General features: G+C 68.5%; 17 protein-coding genes and 1 pseudogene. 8 read left to right on the top strand and 10 right to left on the bottom strand.

Annotated elements, in window-relative coordinates; all coding sequences use genetic code 11:
- Positions 1-148: 148 nt before the first annotated feature.
- Together C457_RS02240 and C457_RS02235 are read left to right on the top strand one after the other, a co-directional pair.
- The gene (locus C457_RS02240) at positions 149-1,999 is read left to right on the top strand and encodes a UvrD-helicase domain-containing protein (protein ID WP_008091581.1); all 1,851 of its coding nucleotides are present in this window, start codon (positions 149-151) and stop codon (positions 1,997-1,999) included.
- Between the two features lie 6 nt (positions 2,000-2,005).
- The gene (locus tag C457_RS02235) at positions 2,006-3,166 is read left to right on the top strand and encodes a M24 family metallopeptidase (RefSeq protein WP_008091579.1); all 1,161 of its coding nucleotides are present in this window, start codon (positions 2,006-2,008) and stop codon (positions 3,164-3,166) included.
- On the opposite strand, the gene C457_RS02230 is transcribed toward C457_RS02235, so the two are convergent.
- Entirely contained in the window at positions 3,167-3,409 is a 243-nt protein-coding gene (locus C457_RS02230) for a DUF7533 family protein (protein ID WP_008091577.1), read from the bottom strand. It lies immediately after the preceding gene.
- Between the two features lie 146 nt (positions 3,410-3,555).
- Between C457_RS02230 and C457_RS02225 the strand changes: the two genes are divergently transcribed.
- Positions 3,556-5,382: an SLC13 family permease gene (locus C457_RS02225; RefSeq protein ID WP_008091575.1), complete on the top strand. Its 1,827-nt coding sequence runs from the start codon at positions 3,556-3,558 to the stop codon at positions 5,380-5,382.
- 15 nt (positions 5,383-5,397) lie between these two features.
- Here C457_RS02225 and C457_RS02220 read toward each other — a convergent pair whose 3' ends face one another.
- Positions 5,398-6,147 (bottom strand): DUF502 domain-containing protein, encoded by a 750-nt coding sequence (locus C457_RS02220; RefSeq protein ID WP_008091573.1) that lies wholly within the window; start codon positions 6,145-6,147, stop codon positions 5,398-5,400.
- A 109-nt stretch (positions 6,148-6,256) separates the two neighbouring features.
- Between C457_RS02220 and C457_RS02215 the strand changes: the two genes are divergently transcribed.
- Positions 6,257-6,868 (top strand): riboflavin synthase, encoded by a 612-nt coding sequence (locus C457_RS02215; protein WP_008091570.1) that lies wholly within the window; start codon positions 6,257-6,259, stop codon positions 6,866-6,868.
- 45 nt (positions 6,869-6,913) lie between these two features.
- Here C457_RS02215 and C457_RS02210 read toward each other — a convergent pair whose 3' ends face one another.
- Complete coding sequence (locus C457_RS02210) at positions 6,914-7,951, bottom strand: PrsW family intramembrane metalloprotease (RefSeq protein ID WP_008091568.1); 1,038 nt, start codon at positions 7,949-7,951, stop codon at positions 6,914-6,916.
- A 192-nt stretch (positions 7,952-8,143) separates the two neighbouring features.
- Here C457_RS02210 and C457_RS02205 point away from each other — a divergent pair, with 192 nt between their 5' ends.
- On the top strand, positions 8,144-8,518 hold the full coding sequence (locus C457_RS02205; RefSeq protein WP_008091567.1) for a DUF7532 family protein: 375 nt from the start codon (positions 8,144-8,146) through the stop codon (positions 8,516-8,518).
- The gene (locus C457_RS02200) at positions 8,515-9,921 is read left to right on the top strand and encodes a DUF402 domain-containing protein (RefSeq protein WP_008091565.1); all 1,407 of its coding nucleotides are present in this window, start codon (positions 8,515-8,517) and stop codon (positions 9,919-9,921) included. Before C457_RS02205 ends, C457_RS02200 begins: the two co-directional genes overlap by 4 nt.
- Positions 9,922-10,146: 225 nt before the next feature.
- Here C457_RS02200 and C457_RS02195 read toward each other — a convergent pair whose 3' ends face one another.
- The 7 genes from C457_RS02195 to C457_RS02165 form a co-directional block, all read right to left on the bottom strand.
- Positions 10,147-10,479: a NifU family protein gene (locus C457_RS02195; protein WP_004058105.1), complete on the bottom strand. Its 333-nt coding sequence runs from the start codon at positions 10,477-10,479 to the stop codon at positions 10,147-10,149.
- A gap of 170 nt (positions 10,480-10,649) precedes the next feature.
- The gene (locus C457_RS02190) at positions 10,650-12,125 is read right to left on the bottom strand and encodes an LVIVD repeat-containing protein (RefSeq protein ID WP_008091558.1); all 1,476 of its coding nucleotides are present in this window, start codon (positions 12,123-12,125) and stop codon (positions 10,650-10,652) included.
- 455 nt (positions 12,126-12,580) lie between these two features.
- Positions 12,581-13,549: an ROK family protein gene (locus C457_RS02185; RefSeq protein ID WP_008091555.1), complete on the bottom strand. Its 969-nt coding sequence runs from the start codon at positions 13,547-13,549 to the stop codon at positions 12,581-12,583.
- Positions 13,550-13,634: 85 nt separating this feature from the next.
- Positions 13,635-14,312, bottom strand: a complete 678-nt coding sequence (locus C457_RS02180) for a TIGR00266 family protein (RefSeq protein ID WP_008091554.1) — start codon at positions 14,310-14,312, stop codon at positions 13,635-13,637.
- A 77-nt stretch (positions 14,313-14,389) separates the two neighbouring features.
- Positions 14,390-14,848 carry a universal stress protein gene (locus tag C457_RS02175; RefSeq protein ID WP_008091550.1) on the bottom strand — a complete coding sequence of 153 codons (459 nt, stop codon included), beginning with the start codon at positions 14,846-14,848 and terminating at the stop codon, positions 14,390-14,392.
- A gap of 193 nt (positions 14,849-15,041) precedes the next feature.
- On the bottom strand, positions 15,042-15,422 hold the full coding sequence (locus C457_RS02170) for a DUF5611 family protein (protein ID WP_008091548.1): 381 nt from the start codon (positions 15,420-15,422) through the stop codon (positions 15,042-15,044).
- A gap of 70 nt (positions 15,423-15,492) precedes the next feature.
- Positions 15,493-16,488 carry a DUF7093 family protein gene (locus C457_RS02165; protein ID WP_008091546.1) on the bottom strand — a complete coding sequence of 332 codons (996 nt, stop codon included), beginning with the start codon at positions 16,486-16,488 and terminating at the stop codon, positions 15,493-15,495.
- 20 nt (positions 16,489-16,508) lie between these two features.
- Here C457_RS02165 and C457_RS02160 point away from each other — a divergent pair.
- Positions 16,509-16,892, top strand: a pseudogene (locus C457_RS02160) (DUF6432 family protein); the annotation flags it as partial.
- 137 nt (positions 16,893-17,029) lie between these two features.
- On the top strand, positions 17,030-18,127 hold the full coding sequence (ygfZ, locus tag C457_RS02155; RefSeq protein ID WP_008091542.1) for a CAF17-like 4Fe-4S cluster assembly/insertion protein YgfZ: 1,098 nt from the start codon (positions 17,030-17,032) through the stop codon (positions 18,125-18,127).
- Positions 18,128-18,133 lie beyond the last annotated feature (6 nt).

Genomic DNA, 18,133 nt, shown 5'->3' with positions numbered 1-18,133 from the left:
CTGACCAAGCCACAAGCACCTGTTCTCGACGGTTTCTCACCCGTTCGGTGAGCCGTCCGCGAACGCCCGGCGAGTACGACTGCTCCGGGCGCGTTCGCCCTCGTCAGAAGCACGTCGCTTATCACCGATAAGGCCGTGAACGTGCACAATGAGCGAATCCGACGTGACCGTCACCCGGCTGTTCGGCGGCCCGGGAAGCGGGAAGACCACGGCCTTGCTCGACAAGGTCGAGGAGATTCTCGAACAAGACGGCGTCACCATCCGCGACATTCTCGTTGTCTCTTACACCCGAGCCGCGGCGGCCGAGGTCCGCGACCGGCTCGCGGAGCGACTCGACATCAACCCGCGGTCGCTGAAGGGGAACGTCTCGACGATGCACGCGAAGGCGTACGAACTCTTGAGCCTCTCGCGGAACGACGTGGTCGGCGAGAACGACAAACAGGAGTTCTGCGAGGAGTACGGCGTCGAGTTCGAAGACGAGTACGGCGGCGCGGGCCGTCGGACCGCCCGCTCGACCACCATCGGGAACAAGGTCATCGCCACGAGCCAGTGGCTCCAGCGCACCCGCCGCGACGTCTCCGACTGGTACGACGTGCCGTTCCAGTGGAACGTCGAAGAGGTCCGCCTCCCGCCTGAGGTCGACCCGAACGCGCAGGAAGGAAACAAGTACACGCCGACGTGGCCCTCCGACGACGACCGCATCGACATCCCCGAGGCCATCCGCGCGTGGCGCGCCTACAAGGGCGAAAACGGGCTGGTCGGATTCGCTGACATGCTCGAACGCGTCAAGCAGCGCGCGCTCGTCCCCAACGTCGACTACCTCGTCATCGACGAGTTCCAGGACATCACGACCCTCCAGTACGACGTGTACGAGGAGTGGAAGCCCCACATGCGGGGCGTCCTCATCGCCGGCGACGACGACCAGGTCGTCTACGCGTGGCAGGGTGCGGACCCGAACCTGCTTCTCGACGCCGAACGCGACAACGACGAGATTCTCCCGAACTCCTACCGCCTCCCGTCGAACGTCCTCAACGTCGTCAACCGGGAGATTCGCCACATCGACAAGCGACAGGAAAAAGACCTCAAGCCCCGCAAGGAAGGCGGCGCGGTCGAGGCCGTCGAGAGCCCGTCGATGCTCGAACTCGCCCGGAACGTCCGCTACACCGTCGAGAAAGACGAGGGCACCGTGATGGTGCTGTTCCGCGCGCGCTACCAGATGTTCCAGTTCATCGACGAGTTCCTACCGTCGGGCATCCCCTTCTCGACGCTGACCGACCAGCGCATGTGGACCGACCGGCTCACGCAGTACGTCCGCGCGGTCGAGGCGCTGGAGGCCGAAGAGCCCGTCGACGGGCTGGAGGCCCGCCGGCTCGCCGACATGCTTCAGGACTCCGCGTTCGGCACCAACGACCGCGACGACCTCTTCGACGCCATCGACGACAGACAGGAGGAAGCCGGCGTCGACGACATCACGAACATCGAGTTCACGCCGAAGGAGATCAAGAACTTCGCGCCGTTCGCCCCCGACAGCGCGTCCGCAAGCGACATGGTGCGCAAGGTGACGAGCTTCCAGCGCAAGTCCGTCAACGCGTACTTCGGCGGCGACTACGAGGGGATGGACCCCAGCCGCGTCCGCGTCGGCACCATCCACTCCGCGAAGGGTCGCGAGGCCGACCACGTGTTCATGGCGACCGACCTGACCGAGAAGGTCGTCGAGCAGATGGCCGCCTCCGTCTCCGACGAGGAGCTCGAAGCCCGCGGTATCGAGGAGTTCACCGCGACGACGAGCCCCGTCCCGCTCATCACCGACAACGAGCGCCGCGTCTTCTACGTCGGGATGTCCCGCGCCCGAGAGCGCCTCATCGTCCTCGAAAACCTCGTCACCGGCGCGCCGACGCTCCCCATCAGCGTCCTCCTCCACAACGAGATTCGCGAGGACCCCGCACAGGAGCTCGTCGACGACGCGCAGGAACCGCCCGCGCCCGAACCCGAGGCGTAACGTCCCGTGCGAGGGAGACCTCGCGGCGGCGACGCCATCGACGCTGCCGTCGACGAGCGAGACACCGTCGGCTTCGTCGCCGTCTGCCGCGCCCCCGACCCGACGAGTCGCTACCTCACGGGTCGGGCCTTCGACTGCGACCTCGTGTTCGTCCGCGTCGACGGCGAGACGCATCTCCGAGTCCCCTCGACCGTCGAACCGCCGTCGCTCCCGGTCGCCTCGGTCCGCGTCGACGACAGGCTCCCAGGGAGGGCCGCCGCGGCCGTCCTCGCGGAACACGCCGCTTCCGAAGGGACCGTCCTCGCACCCCGGACGATTCCGCACGACGCCGCGCTCCACCTCGAAGCGGCGGGCTACGACCTCGCGTCGACCGCGGCGGTCGAAGACGCCCGTGCGGTGAAAGACGACGCCGAGCGCGACGCCATCGAGGCCGCCCAGCGCGCGGCGACCCGCGGCGTCGGTCGCGCGGCCGCGATACTGTCGGCGGCGACGGTCGAAGCGGCCGACGACCGCGACGGCGGCTCCGTGGGCAACGACCGCGGCGACGATGGCGAAGCCGTCCTCTCTTGGGACGATGCGCCGCTGTCGAGCGAGCGACTCCGCCGACAGGTGAACGCGACGCTCGCGGCCGAGGGCGTCGATTACACGGGCGCGACGACGGTCCGGGCGGGAACCCGAGGCGGCGGGAACGAACCGGTGGAACTCCGACCGGGCGAGCCGATAGTCGTCTCGGTCGGCCCGCGCGGCCCGACGGGCTACCGCGGCGCGCTGGCCCGAACGTTCGTCGTCGACCCCGACGGCGGGTGGGAGCGCCGGGCGCACGTCGCCTGCGACGCCGCCAGAAAGGTCAGTCTGGTCGAGGCCGACCCCGGCGACGACGCCGGCTTCCTCGGGAGCGAACTCCGCGCGGAGACCGCCGCGTTCGGCTTCTCGATGGCCGACGAGGTGACGAGAGACGTGGGCGGCGGCATCGGACTCGCGGCCCGCGAGGACCCGCCGCTCGACGGCGACAGAGAGCTCGTCGCCGGCAACGTCCTGCGGGTCCGGTCCGCGGTCACGCACCCGGACCACGGGCGAGTCGAACTGACGGACGTGCTGGTCGTCGGCGAAGACGGGCCGCGACTGCTCGGCGACGCGCCGACCGGTCTCGACCCGAGTCGCTGGTAGTTACTCCTCTTCGTCCGGGTCTTTTGCCACGCCGCCGATGACTTTCTCGGCCGCGAGCGAGGGGATGTCCTGCGGCATGGTGAGGAACTTCGGGAGCGCGACCATCAGCACCGCGAGAAGGAGCATCGCGCCGCCGAAGACGGTCTGGCCGTCGGCGAGGAGCGTGAGTCCGAAGCCGCCGACGGGGATGGCGAAGATGAGGGTCGCCGCGAGACCGACCATCTCCAAGATTCCGAGTCGCATCGCCCGAGGGTACTCCGCGGGCAACTAAAAGCGTCGCGACCGGCAGCGAACGGGGGCGTCGGGCGACGGTCGGAGCCAAACGACCCGTCGCTGCGGCCGACACTCTCGCGGGGTAGCATTAAGCCGCCTCCGAATCGACTGCCCGCATGGTCGCCATCACGTCCGGGATGCTCGTCGTCTTCGGTCTCGTCGTCGTCACGATGGCGCTTTTCGTGACGGAGGCGGCCCCGCCGGACGTGACGGCAATCGGCGTCATCGTCGCGCTCGTCGTGCTCGAACCGTGGACCGGGGTCGACCTCCAGACGGGGCTGTCGGGGTTTTCGAGCGCCGCGACCATCACCATCCTCTCGATGTACGCCCTCAGCGAGGGGATTCGACAGACCGGCGCGATTCGCGTCCTCGGCGACGCGGTCGCCTCCTTTACGAACGGGAGCGAGGGCCGACTGCTCGCCGCGGTCGTCGGGCTCACGGGTCCCATCGCGGGCGTCGTCAACAACACGCCGGTCGTGGCCGTGTTCGTCCCGATGGTTTCGGACCTCGCCGACCAGGCGAACATCTCGCCGTCGAAGCTCCTCATCCCGCTTTCCTACGCCTCGATGCTCGGCGGCACGCTCACGCTCGTCGGGACGGCGACGAACCTCGTCGCCAGCGAGGCCTACGCCGAGGCGACCGGGTTGCCGCCGTTTTCGATGTTCACGTTCACCCCCCTCGGCGCGGTGGTGTTCGTCGTCGGCGCGGGCTACCTGCTGACGGTCGCGCCGCGGCTCCTGCCCGAGCGAATCGAGCCCGGGAACCGAACCGGCAACTACGGCGTCGAGCCGTTTCTCGCCCGCGTGCTCGTCCCCGCGCGGTCGCCGCTCGTCGGCATCCCGGCGGGCGAGGTTTCCGACGACACCTACCGCGACCTCAACGTCGACATCCTCGACGTGCTCCGCGGCGGCGAGCACTTCATCGCCGCCGACTCCGACCGCGAGGTCGAGTCGCGGGACATCCTGACCATCCGGGGCGACCCGGCGACGATTCGGCGCTTCTGCGACCTCGCGGACCTGCGGTTCCTCCCGCGCGCGTCGGTCACCGACGCCGAACTCGACCGCCCCGACCGCGTGGCGCTCGTCGAACTCGTCGTCCCCCGCGAGTCCGGACTCGTCGGCGAGACCATCGGCGGGGCGCAGCTCCGCGAGCGGTACGACGCGGCCGTGCTCGCGGTCCGGCGGCGCGGCGGCGACCTCATCCGCGAGCACTTCCGAGACGTGGACCTCCAGGTCGGCGACTCGCTGCTCCTCCAGACGACGAACGAGACGGCGCGGTACCTCCGGGACAGCGGCGACTTCGTCGTGACGAGCGAGGTCGCCGACGAACTCATCGAGGACAACGGCGAACCGTCACCCACGGCGCTCCGCGCGTTCGCCGTCGTCGCGGCGGTCATCGGACTGGCCGCGATCGGCGTCGTCCCCATCGCCATCGCCGCGCTCGGCGGGGTCGCCGCGATGGTCTCGCTCGGCTGTCTGTCGGCGAGCGACGCCTACGACGCGGTGAGCTGGAACGTCATCTTCCTGCTCGCGGGCGTCATCCCGCTCGGTCGGGCGCTCCAACTGACCGGCGGCGTCACGCTGCTCTCGGAGTACGTTGGCGTCGCGGCGACCTACCTCCCCGTCATCGTCGTGCTCGCCGCGTTCTACCTGCTCACGGGCCTGTTGGCGAACGTCATCACGCCGGTCGCGAGCGTCGTCCTCCTGTTGCCGGTCGCCGTCGACACCGCGTTCGGCCTCGGCGCCGACCCCTTCGGCTTCGCCATCGCGGTCACCTTCGGCGGAAGCACGGCGTTCATGACGCCCATCGGCTACCAGACGAACCTGATGGTGTACGGCCCCGGCGGCTACCGCTTTACCGACTACCTCCGCGTCGGCGCGCCGCTCCAACTGTTACTCACGGTCGTCACGACTGCCGGAATCGTCCTCATCTGGGGACTGTGAGGCCGCCGCGGCGACTCACTCGGCTCGCTTTTGCGTCTCGCCCGCGTTCCGTCGCTGCTCCGACTCCGACCGGACGCCGTCGCGGACGCCGTCACCGTTCGACGGGTCGTAGCCCGCGGGACCCGACGGGAGCGTCTCGGGGTCGTCGACGCTCAGGCCCGTGGTGACGAGCAGTCGGAGACCCCGGCGGACCGGCATGTCGAGTTCGCGAATCTCGTCGGGCGAGACCATGATGAGCGCCCCGGCGGTCGGGTTCGGGCTGTGCGGGACGAACACGGTAAAGAGTTCGTCGTCGGACACCGCCGAGACCGACGGGGGAGCCTCGTTGGTGACGAAGCCGATGGAGAACAGCCCCTCGCGCGGGTACTCGACCAACACCACGCGGTCGTAGCCGGCGGTCGGTTCCGTGAGCGATTCGGAGACCTGCCGGACGCCGAAGTAGATGGTGCGGACGAGCGGGAGGAGCCGAACACCGCGCTCGAAGCTCCCGAAGAGCCGCTGTCCGAGACTCATCGACGCGAGGTAGCCGAGAAGTGAGACGGCCACCGCGATGATGAGCGCCGACAGCACCTGCGAGATGAAGACGATGTCGCCGGAGTAGTTGAGCGCCTCGGCGAGGAATGGCGACACCTGACGGACGACCGGACGGAGCGCGGCAGTGATTCGATTGAACGCGAACTGGAGGACGAACACGGTCACGGCCAGCGGGGTGACGAGAATGAGACCGGTGACGAAACTGCTCCGCAGTCGGGCCAGAACGTCCATACCGACTCTCCGGACGACGAGCGTAAAATTGTATGGGCGAGAGTGTCACAGAAACGTGATAGAGAACGGAAACGATAGGCATTAAGTTCACCCGTCCGAAGCCGCGGGTATGTTCACGGGAATCGTGGAGGGGCCGGGCGAAATCGTCGACGTGGCCGACACCGACGGCGGTCGCCGCCTCCGCATCCGCACCGATCTCGCGTTCGACGACCTCCACCACGGCCAGTCAATCGCGGTCTCGGGCGTCTGTCTGACCGTCGAGGCGTTCGGCGACGACTGGTTCGAGGTGTTCCTCGCGGCGGAGACCGTCGAGAAGACCTACCTCGGCGACGTGGGCGAGGGCGACCGCGTCAATCTCGAACGCGCCCTCGCGGCCGACGACCGCTTCGACGGCCACATCGTCCAGGGCCACGTCGACGGCACGACGACGGTCACGAACGTCGAGCGCGTCGGCGACGACTGGTTCTTCGAGTTCGACCTCCCAGAGCCGCTGGCAAGCTACGTCGTCCAGAAGGGCTCGGTGTGTCTCGACGGCATCAGCCTCACCGTGGCCGACCGCCGCGAGGACTCCTTCGCCGTGGCCATCATCCCGACGACCTACGACCTGACGACGCTCTCCGAAAAGGAGGTCGGCGACCCGATTCACGTCGAGGTCGATGTGGTGGCGAAGTACGTCGAGTCGATGCTCGACGGCTACGCCGAGCGGTTGGTCGCCGAGTAGGGCGGCCGGTTCTTTCGTTTCGTACGTTCCCGCGCCGTCGCCGACTCAGTCCTCGAACTCGGTCTGCTCCGACGCGAACGACGCCGCGCTCGGCCCGGGCGCGTGAGCGCTGTGGTAGGCCTGACTGTAGCTGCGGAGCTTCCCGATGAGGTAGAGCCCGAAGATGCCGTCGTAGATGATGACGTAGACGAGGAAGGCCGCGAGACCGCCGATGCCGGTTATCCCCGCGATGACGGACGAGCCGAGGCCGACCGTCGAGTTGTACGTCGCGTGGACGAGCGCCGCGAGGATGAGGCCCTTGATGACGATGGGCCCGGCGTGTTCCTTGTTGAACTTGGCGAGACCGAGGTAGTAGCCGGCGATGGCCGAGTAGATGACGTGACCCGGACCGGCGAGCGCTCGGACCGCGGTAATCGTCCCGCCGGCGGCGATGATACCGACGCCGCCGGACCCGACATCGAGTCCCGACGAGGTGAGGTTCCGAGTGATGTACAGGGCGTTTTCGATGGTTGCGAAGCCGAGACCGGCCATCGCGCCGTAGACCGCGCCGTCGATGACGGCGTTGAAACTGTCGTGGGAGTAGGCGTACAACCTGACCGCGAGGAGCTTGACGGTCTCTTCGACCGGACCGACCACGAGGAAGTAGAACACGATACTGCCGAGGAAGCCGATAGACAGCTGGAACTCGGCCGCGATAGTCTGACCGACGTTGCTCAGAAGCGAGTTGAGAATCGCGGCGAACGTGGCCGTGAGGACGCCGAGGAGGAACGTCACCACGAGCATCGATAGCGGCTCGTTTTGGGTCACGTCGGAGTAGTAGACGTAGCCCGCGAGCGCGAGCGCCGGAAGTGCCGAAAGCAGGGTGAGCGCGCCGACCTGCGGGTCCGTGAGCGCCGAGAGACCGCCGATACCGACGAGGATGAGCAGCGCGGCGAGGACGACCACCGCGCGGGTCGACGCGACCAGCACCCGGTAGAGCGCGACCGCGAGCCCGTCAACCGAGGTTCGTTCCTCCCACGTGGCGATGTCGTAGAGGTCGTCCGAGCCGTCGGACGCCTGCTCGACTGGGTCCTGCTGGTCCATCACGTGGGATAAAGGGTATCGCATCTGGTAATAGCTTCGGCCACGGCATCCCGCGACCGACCGGCCGAACGGTCAATAGTCGGGTGACCGGCGACCGAGTAACCGATGACCGACTGGCCGACGACCGTTCGTCCGGCCCAGCGACCGACTGCCGACCGTACGACGTTAATGCCTCCGCTCCGAAGGGCGGGTATGCACTTCGACCCCCGCGAACAGGCGGCGCTCCGCGAGGTCGGCCTCGACACCGACGATCTCCGGGCCGCGTCGGACCTCGTGAGCGACGCAGTCGAATCGGACGCAGACGCCATCGCCGCGTTCTTCGGCGACGGCGGCACGGTCTACTCGGACATGGAGATGGCCCACAGCGCGAGTGACGTGCAGGAACACGCCGTCGACCACGTCGACCTCTACACCCACGGTGCAGACCTCCGCGGCTACCTCAAGTTCGACTCGTGGGGCGTCCCCATCGAGGGCGGCCGCGTGCTCACCGAGGAGAAAATCGAACTGACGCTCGGCCCGACGGTCGACGCTCGCGTCACCTTCGCCCGCGACGCCGACGAGCTATGAGAGTCCGCGTCCGCGGCATCTACGCCACCGCGCTCACGGGCATCTTCCTCGACGACGGTCACGACGTGGTGCAGGCGTCCGGCCCGATTCGGGAGCGCTTCGACGCCGAGTTCGACTCGTCGGACCACGACGTGTCGGTCGAGACGACGCGGAACCGACAGGGCGTCGGCGCGAGCGGCGCGACCGAGGCGGTCGCGACGGCCACAGAGCGACTCACCGAGCTCGGCATCGACACCTTCGCGTGGGACGACCCCGCGCCGACCGGCGCGGTGTTCGACGCCCGCGTGACCGACACCCTCGGCGGCGGCGCGGTCTGCGACCTCGGCGAGACCGAGGGCTACCTGTCGTACGGCGACATCGACGGCCGCGTGGACGTCGGCGACGAGGTTCGCGTGCAGGTCGCCGAGTCGGCCCCGCCGTGGACCTCCCGCCGCGCCGAACTGACCGGCGACATCCGCGCCGTCGCGGGGCTGGCGACGCTCGACCCCGATTCGGAGGGCGTCCGCGTCGACACCCGCGACGAGGCCGCCGCCCGCGAACTGGCGGGAATGGCGGACCTGCTCGGCGGTGACCCGCCCGAGGGCTGGGGAATCCGCTGGCACCGCGACGCCGTCGACGCCGACATGAGCGCCCTGAACGACGCGCTCGACCGGGCCGCCGAGGTGGCCGCGGAACTCGACGACGCGCTCTCCGAACCCGTCGACGCCCCGCGGGCGGTCGCGGCTCCCACCGCGACGACGTGGGTCTGGTTCGGCCGCGAGACCCGGTTCGAACTCGACGCCCAGCGCCGGGCCGTCGAGACGACGATGCCCGGCCACCACCGGACGAAGGCCGCCTCGCCGAAGGCCTCCGCCGGCGTCGACCTCGCGGAGTCGCTCTGCGAGTCGGTCGGCGACGGCGAGTTCCCCTTCGACGTGGTGACCGCGCAGTTCGGCCCGCTGGAAGGCGACGACGTGGAAATCGGCCACGGGAAGCCGGACGGTCGGCTCATCACGCTCGGCTCCGGCGAGGTGACGGACCGCGACGCCGAGGGAACGGTGGAGCTCCGGCGCGGCATGACCGGCGGCGGTACCTACGACGCCCTCGGCGTCGACCGCGAGTCCGGGGACGTGGCGGTCACGAAGTTCCGCGAGGGGCGCTGGTGGTACCCGACGGTGTATCGCGACGCCGACGGCGGTGTCAAGGGGACCTACGTCAACATCTGCACGCCCGTCGAGTGCTTCCCCGACCAGATTCGGTACGTCGACCTCCACGTGGACGTGGTGAAACACGCCGACGGGACGGTCGAGCGGGTCGACGACGACGAACTCGACGAGGCCGTCGAGGCCGGCCACATCTCCGAGGAACTGGCCGAGAAGGCGCGGTCGGTGGCGTCGAGTCTGGAGTCGGCGCTGTCGGGGTAGGCGTCGCAACTCCGGAAGACGGTCAGTCGTCGTTGCCGGGGAGGACTCAGACGTCGTGGTGGCGGGAGTCGTCGAAAATACGTACTGAGAACCGCGGAACAGGGTGCGAGTGTTGGAGGGAACCGTACGGCTACGACCGGAGGGAGTAGCCGCCTTTTTTGGTCCAGATTTTTTGGCGGGGTTCGAGGCAACGAAGTTGCCGAGGACCCCGTGAAAAAAGGTGGGTTAGAAGTGACCCGGCCCCTCGTCGCCGTACTGCAGTTCGCCGCCGCGGCCGCCCTCGACGGTGCTGCTGCCGTGGTCGCCGGAACTGGGGACCTTGACCTGCACGTCGGTAATCTCGTCGAACGTCATGATGAGGTCCGACTGGATGTTCTGGGCGGTGATGTTCGAGATGCCGCACCCGGCGCACGCGCCCCCGAGTTCGACGACGACTTCCCCCGATTCCGCATCGGCCTTGCGCACGACGCTGTTGCCGCCGTGCATCTGGATGATGGGCATCTGGCCGACCATCCACGTCTCGACGCGCTCTTTGAGGCTCTCCGACTCGTCGCTCATACCCCGACGCTTCGAGCCCCACGGATTAGAATGAAACGGTTCTCCCAACGCGCCGGCCGGCGAGAGAAAGGCTGTCTCGGTCGTTCGTGATAGATTCGGCGGGGGAACCACGGAAGCCAGTGAATCGGCGCATCGGGCGTCGGAGCCGGTCGCCCGCGGTCGCGCCGCCCTCAGTCGCGCCGCCGGTGACGACGGGCCAGCCAGCCGGCGACGCCGAGGGCCGCCGCGCCGACACCGAGTCCGAACCCCGGCGCGTCGGTCGTCGATGTCGATTCCGACGACTCGCCTCCGGCTTCGGGCGCAGTCGTCTCGGTCGGCGTCGGCGTCGGCGTGTTGACGAGCGATTCGGTGGTCGTCTCGGGACCGAGCGTCGGCGGGTCGCGCTGGTCGCCGGCGTGGTCGGGGAACGTGTAGAGCGCGGGCGACGCGTCGCCGACGCCCCAACTCGACGCGACGAACACGCCCTCGTCGGCGAAGGGGTAGGCGTACCGCGCGGTCCAGAAGCTCGCGCGCTCGGGGTCGCGCCACCACGCGAGTTCGACGGGGTCGGTCGGGTCCGACACGTCGTGGCGTTTGACGCCGCCGCGGTACCACGAGGTGTAGAGCCGGTCGTCGCGGAAGTCGAAGTTGTGCGCCGTGGTCCAGACGCCGCCGACCGTCGGGTCCGGACTGGCCGGCGGCTCGATAGTCGAGAGCCGTTCCGGGGTCGCGGGGTCCGACACGTCCCAGAGTTCGACGCCGCTCGGCCCGCCGACGAGGTCGGTCGTCCCGTCGTCGCGTTCGACTTCGACGGCCCACGACTCAATGCCGACGCCGAGGAGGTCGCCGGAGTCGTCGGTGGCGACGTAGTGGTGGTTGCCGGGCGGCGTCCGCCCCTCGCGGCGGCGGTCGCGGGCACCCAACCCCGACAGCTCCTCGGGGTCGCCGGGCGAGACCGACCCGAGGACCGACGGCGACGCGGGGTCCGAGAGGTCGACGAGCCACGTCCCGGCGTCCCAGAGGGCGACGTGCGCGACGCCCTCGCGGACCCACACGTCGTGGACGGACCGGACCGAGGCGGGTACGTCGGCCCAGCGGTCGTCCGCGGAGACGACCGACCAGCGGCCGAGTTCGTCGCCGGTGTCGGTGTCGAGAACGACCAGCGGGTTCCGGTCGCCGTCGTTGGCGGTGAGGTACGCCCGCCCGTCGGCGGCGAAGCAGTTGTGAATGGGGAACTCCGTCTCGTGGAACGCGATTTCCTCGGGGGTCGCGGGGTCGGACACGTCGACGACGAGGACGCCCGCCGGCGCGCCCGGAATCGGGTTGGCCGGGCCGACGACGAGGAGCGTGTCCCCGTCGAGCTTCACGTCGTAGATGCCGCGGAAGGGACCGTCCTCGCGGTCGGAAAGCGGGTCGCGGCGCTCGGCGAGGAGTTCGGGGTGGTCGGGCGCGGCGATGTCGACGACAGCGTAGCCGCTGGTCGCGGCGACGAAGACGGTCTGGCCGTCGGCGGAGACCACGGCCTCTTTCGCGCCGTCGATATCGATGCGACCCAGCGGCTCGAAGGGACCGGGATGGGCGGTGATGGGGCGGGAACCGGCGACGGAGACGGTCGTGGCGGCGACCGCGCTCACGCCGATGGAGCGGAGGAACTGGCGGCGGTCCACGGTGAGTCTGAGAGTGCCGAGGAGAAAAATCGGACGGAGGTCCTTGGGTAGCGGGAAGGCCTGGGGACCGGGGGAAAGCGGGGACCGCTCAGTCTGCACTGGGTTGCGTGAGAACTGAAGCGACGCCGATGGGGATGGGTGGGTGGGTGGGTGTGGATACCCCCTCGGCGTCGGTCGGTCGACGATGGTGGTGGGGGTTGTCGACCAGTCCCGTTCTAGGCTTCCGGTGGAACGCCCGTGCACCGTTCGGTTCGACGAGAACGGGAACGCGCCGACCGGCGCGCCGAGCGACTCGGCGTCGTCGGGTGCACACCATCGCGTTTCTCGACCGGGGTTATAACATTGCGCCACCGAGTATCAATCGAGATAACTCGGGGTGGGAAACTAAGCACCGCGTTACAGTCGAGACCTGTCACCGGTGCCACCTGCGCCGAAACCCGCGAATCCTCGCGGCCTCACAGCCGCGAGCGGTCGCCAGTTCCGCCGGTCATCGCGCTCGCCAACGCCCCCTCGACCACGACCTCGTCGCCGAGCGTCGTCAGCTGAATCTCGGGGATGTTCGACATGACCATCTCGCTCATCTGCTCGCGGATGGGCTCTAACACGAGGTCCGGATTGTTGAGCGCGACCGCGCCGCCGACGTAGATGATGAGCGGCGCGTACGCGTGGACGATGTTGGCGACGCCCATCGCGTTCCAGTGGCCCAGTTGGTTGATGATGTGGTCGGCGAACTCGTCCTCGCCGGCGTGTTCGAACACGTCGACCGCGGAGAAATCGGGGTCCGACACGGGAAGTTCGGTGTCGACCGGGTCCTCCTCGTGGAGTTCGCGGGCGTACTTCGGGATGTTGTTCCCCGAGCAGTAGCCCTCCCAGTGACCGTTGTGTCCGCACCCGCACGTCATGAAGCCGTTCGGGTCGAGCGTCAGGTGACCGACCTCGCCGGCGTTTCCGTCCCACCCGGCGAGGACGTGCCCATCGACGCAGACGCCCGCGCCGATACCCGAGGAGATAGTGAGATACACCATGTCGTCGGGGTTGCGGTCGGAGTGGAACCGCTCGCCGATGACCCCGGCGTTCGTGTCGTTGTGCAGGTACACCTCGTCCGTCTCCAAGAGCACCGAGAGGGGACCGGTCAGCGGGATGCGGTCGATGGTGTCCGGTAGGTTCGCCGGGTTCTCGACCGCGCCCTCGGCCAGGTCGAGCGGGCCGATAGCACCGATGCCGGCCGCGACCGCGTCGCTCGGGTCGATACCCGCCTCGGCACACGCCTCGCGGACGACGCCGAGGACCGCCTCGGTGATCGCGATTCCGGTCGGGCCGCGCGGAGTGTTGTCACGGGCCTCTCCGAGGATAGTTCCATCGTCGTCGCCCACCACGGAACGGACGTTCGTCGCCCCCAGGTCGACGCCCACGTAGTACGCCATCGTTCCCATAGCGATGCGCCCTCCACTTAACTAAGCGGGATTCTCGGTAGATTTACTCGCCGCGATGTAAGTCGGCGGCCACCGCCTACGCGGAGTTGTTGGTCGGGAGTTTGGGGATGAGCCACGAGAGGAACGACTCCATGCTGCGCGACTGCATCCAGACGGTTCCCGGGCCGGTGAACGTACAGACGAGCCCCTCGCCGCTGAACAGCGTGGACTTCAGGCCGCCGACGCGCTCGACCGAGAAGCTCGTCGTCTCGTCGAAGGCGACGATGTGGCCGGTATCGACCGTGTAACGCTCGCCCTCGCCGAGTTCGACCTCGTGGATGGCCCCGTAGCTCGACAGGAAACTGTCGCCGGTGCCGGTCAGTTTGAGCAGGAACAGCCCCTCGCTCCCGAAGAAAGTCTTCGCGCCGCCGAAGGAGGTGTCGAGGTCGAGCGCGGGGTCCGAGGCGATGTACGACCCGGACTGCACGTAGAGCGTCTCGTCTTCGAGGCGGTGGTGGACGATGTCGCCCGGAAGCGGGGGCGCAAAGGATACCTCGCCCGCCTGCCGCGCGCTGAACGTGTTCTGGAAGAACGACTCGCCGCCGAGGACGCTCCGTTTGAGCGACCCGAAGAGGCCGCCTTTCGCGTTCGTCTCGATGTCGATGCCGTCGGAGTAGCTGACCATCGCGCCGGCCTCCGACCGGAGCGACTCGCCCTCGTCGAGCGAGACGGTGAGGAGGGCGAACGACGGGCGGTAATCGATGGAGTGGTCCATGCGGGAGCTGACGGCGCGCTAAGATATGTAGTTGCCTGCGAAACCGGTCGTTCCGGCGACCGTGCCGCCGCGAGTCGTCACTTGGTGTCCGCGCGGACGAACGTCACGGGACACGGCGATTCGAGCATGACCTCCTGTGCGACGCTGCCGAAGACGGCCTTGCCGGTCGGCGAGCGCTTTCGACCGCCGACGACGAGGCGGTCGGCGTCGACCTCGCCCGCGAGTTCGACGAGCTTCTCGCCGTGGCGGCCGACTCGGCCGTGGACGACGTAGTCGATGTCCGCGTCGTCGAAGCGCCGCGTGAGCTCTCGGACGATGGCGTGTCGTCGGGCCACGTCGTCCGCAGAGACCTCCTCGGCCGTGATGTCGAAATCGAGGTTGTCGAGCGCCTCGTCGTACTCGTCTCTCGTGAAAACGTGTCCGATGACGACCGTCGCGCCGGTCGGTCCGGCCACGTCGATTGTCTCCTCGGCGAGTCTGTCGATTCGATCGGCGTCGCCCGCGCCGACCGCGAGCAAGATAGTTTCGATAGCCATACCAGCCCGTTCGCCCCGACGTCACTTAATCGTGCCGGGGATTTTTACTCAGAATCGAAATAAAAATTCGTGTTCGGCGGTTTCGCAGTCGCTGACAGCGGGAGTGTCACGCGGTAGCAATATGTACGTTTCGCTGGCGGCACCACCGCTCGGCGGGTGAGTGTGCGAGAAAAACCAGACCGCGTCGGACGGCTCAGACGTCGGGCGCGTCGTCTTCGACCGCGCGCTTCATCGAGTCGCGGCGGGACTTCGCGTCGCGGCCCGTCGCCTCGAGGAGGAAGTCGTTCTTCGCGCTGACGGCCTCGCCCGCGGCTTCGAGGTCTTCGGGAGCGAGGTCGGCCGGGTCGGCCTCCTCGAAGTTGACCGCGAGCTTGTCCTTTTTGCCGCAGTACTTGACCGCACCGGCGACGATGCGGGTGAACACGGGGTTCTTGGGCTCGCCGACGACGTAGAGGTCGCTTCCTTTGAACTCCTCGGTGTCCGTGATGGGGCCGAAGTAGTCTTCGACCGTCGCTTTCATGTCCGGAATTCGCTCTTCGAGCGTCTCCCCACGACGCATCTTGTACTCCTTCATGGACGCCTTTTCGACAGGGGATGGTTTACCTGTTTCGCGACTCTGCGACGCCTGCGAGGGCGTGCCGCGGTCAGGATTCCCGCTCGGCGATGTAGCCCTTTTTACACTCGGGGCAGATGTCGCCGGCCCGCATCGACGACGAGGACGCGCCGCGGGCGTGACCGCAGTTCGGACAGTAGTACTCGACGGCGTCGTCGGGGGCCTCGTTTCCGACGTTCGACTCGTCGGCGCGGACGAAGTCGTCTTCCTCCGCCTCGACGTACTGACCGTTCGACTGCTGGCTCGGCGAGCTGTTGCCCTCCGGGGCCAGTCCGCCGCCGAACGAGACCGAGACGGGCTCGCCGTCGTCGGGCTGAGCGTTCCATCCCTCGTCGTCGCCCGGCGCGTCGGGCCACGCCCCGCGTTCGCGGGTCTGTGCCTGTTCGGGCTCCGCTTCGGCGTCGGCTCCGACGCCCGCCTCGGCGTCCGCGTCGATGAACTCCGCGTCGTCGCCGTCGGCCGGCGGCGTCGGGTCGTCGGTCTCGACCTCGTCGACCTCGTCGGGCCACTGCGTCCGGTCGCGGGTGGCCGACTGCTCCTCGTCGTCGTCGAGGATGATGCCGTCGTCGGTCACCGGTGGGGCGTCGACGCTCCCGGCGTCGTCAGCCGCGTCCGGCCCGTCTGCGGGCTGGGCGTCGGCGGCGTTCGCGGTCTCGGCCGGCTGTTGCGCCGCGGGGTCCGCGCCGGCGTCGGCGTCCGCAGCGGCGTCGTCGACCTCGGCCTGCGTCTCCGCGTCCGGAGCCGTCTCGATGGCGGCGTCCTCGCTGTCGGAGACGCCGGGCTGCGGGTTCGCCGGTTCGAACCCCGCGGCCGCGGTCTCGACTTCGCCCTCCGTCATCCCGACCTCCTCGGGCGTTCGGATGGCCGTGACCTCCTTGTTCTCGCTCATGACCTGTTCGTGTCCGCACCGCGAACAGACCTGTATCTCCCGAATCGAGACGACCACCTCGTCGCCGCGTTCCTCTCGCTCCCGTTCCGTCTCGGGGTCTCCGTAGGAGTGCCCGAGAAGACGGCAAGTAAGTCCCATTACGCGAGGATTCCGGGGTTCGGAAACAAAAAGGTACCCCCTGCCTGTCGGACGTCCGTCAGACGGGCGGTACAAGTAAACAGGAGGCGAACGATGTACCCGCTATGAGAGCGAGGCGGGAGTTCCGGAACCGCCGCGACATCGAGGTCGCGGTGCTCGACGCGCTCGTCGACCGCCACGACGAGGGGATGACGGTGTTCGAACTCCGTGCCGCCGTGGACGCCGACATCGACACCATCGAAGAGGCGCTGTCGGCGCTGAAAGACGAGGGCCTCATCGTGGTCGAGGAGGCCGACACGGGGGTGCTCATCCACGCCGACGAGCGCGTCGTTCCGGACCCGAGCGAAGCCGTCGAAGAGGACGCGTCGTTGTTCGAGAGACTCCGCGAGCGGTTCGGGCTCTGAGCGAGCCAGCGCGGAGAACGGACTCGTTTTGACTGTCCGGTCCGCCCGCGGCCGTCGCCGGCGGACCGCCGACCGAAAGCCGGGCGAGTCGTCCGGGAGTGGGAGGGTTTTACGCGCCGAAGGCGAAACGGGGGGTAATGACACTCGTCGCCGACATCCACGAGGCACACGGTGCGACGTTCGAGACGCGCGGCGGAATCGAGGTCGTGAGCCACTACGGCCGCCCCGAGCGGACCCACCGCGCCGTCAGAAACGGCGTCGGCGTCATCGAACACGGCTACGGCGTCGTCGTCGTCGAGGGCGAAGACCGGGTCGATTACGTCGACAACGCGGTGACCAACACCGTCCCGGACGAGGACGGCGAGGGCGTCTACGCCCTACTTTTAGACCCCGACGGCCGCATCGAGACGGAGATGTACGTCTACAACGCGGGCGAGCGACTGCTGATTTTCACCCCGCGGGACCGCGCCGAACCGCTCGTCGAAGAGTGGCGCTCGAAGACGTTCCTCCAGCGCGTCAAACTCCGCGACGCGTCCGACGAGTTCGGCGTCTTCGGCGTCCACGGCCCGCAGTCCACCGAGAAGGTGGCGAGCATCCTCTCGGGGGCGGGCGCGCCCGAACCGGAGCTCTCCTTCGTCCGCGGCTCTATCGGCGGCGAACTCGGCGTCACGGTCGTCGCCTCCGACAACCCGACCGGTGAGGAGGGCTACGACGTCATCTGCCGCGCGAAGGACGCCGAAGACGTGCTCGACGCGCTGCTGTTCTACGGCAACCCCTCGGTCCCCGTCGGCTACCAGACGTGGGACAGCCTCACCGCCGAGGCCGGCACGCCGCTCTTCGAGTCGGAACTCCGCGGCAACCTCCCGAACGTCGTCGGCGTCCGCAACGCGCTCGACTTCGACAAGGGCTGTTTCGTCGGCCAAGAGGTCGTCTCGAAGGTCGAAAACCGCGGGCGGCCCTCGCGCCGACTCGTCGGCTTCCGCGCCGACGACCTCCCCGACGCGGGCGCCGAGGTCTCCGCGGACGGCGACCCGGTCGGGACCGTCACCCGCGCCGTCGAGAGCCCGATGCTCGAATCACCCATCGGCTTCGCGCTCGTGGACTACGGCCTCGACGCCGACGACCTCGAAGTCGCGGTCGGTGACGACCGCGTCGGCGCGACCCGCGAGTCGCTCCCGTTCGTCGAGGGGAGCGCGGTGTCGGCGCGGCTCCCGACGTATCCGGGCGAGAAATAGGAGCGG

Source organism: Haloferax prahovense DSM 18310 (genome assembly GCF_000336815.1).
GTDB classification, from domain to species: Archaea; Halobacteriota; Halobacteria; order Halobacteriales; family Haloferacaceae; genus Haloferax; species Haloferax prahovense.
The sequence above is the reverse complement of the archived record's forward strand: the minus strand, read 5'-3'. Positions and strand labels throughout refer to the sequence as shown.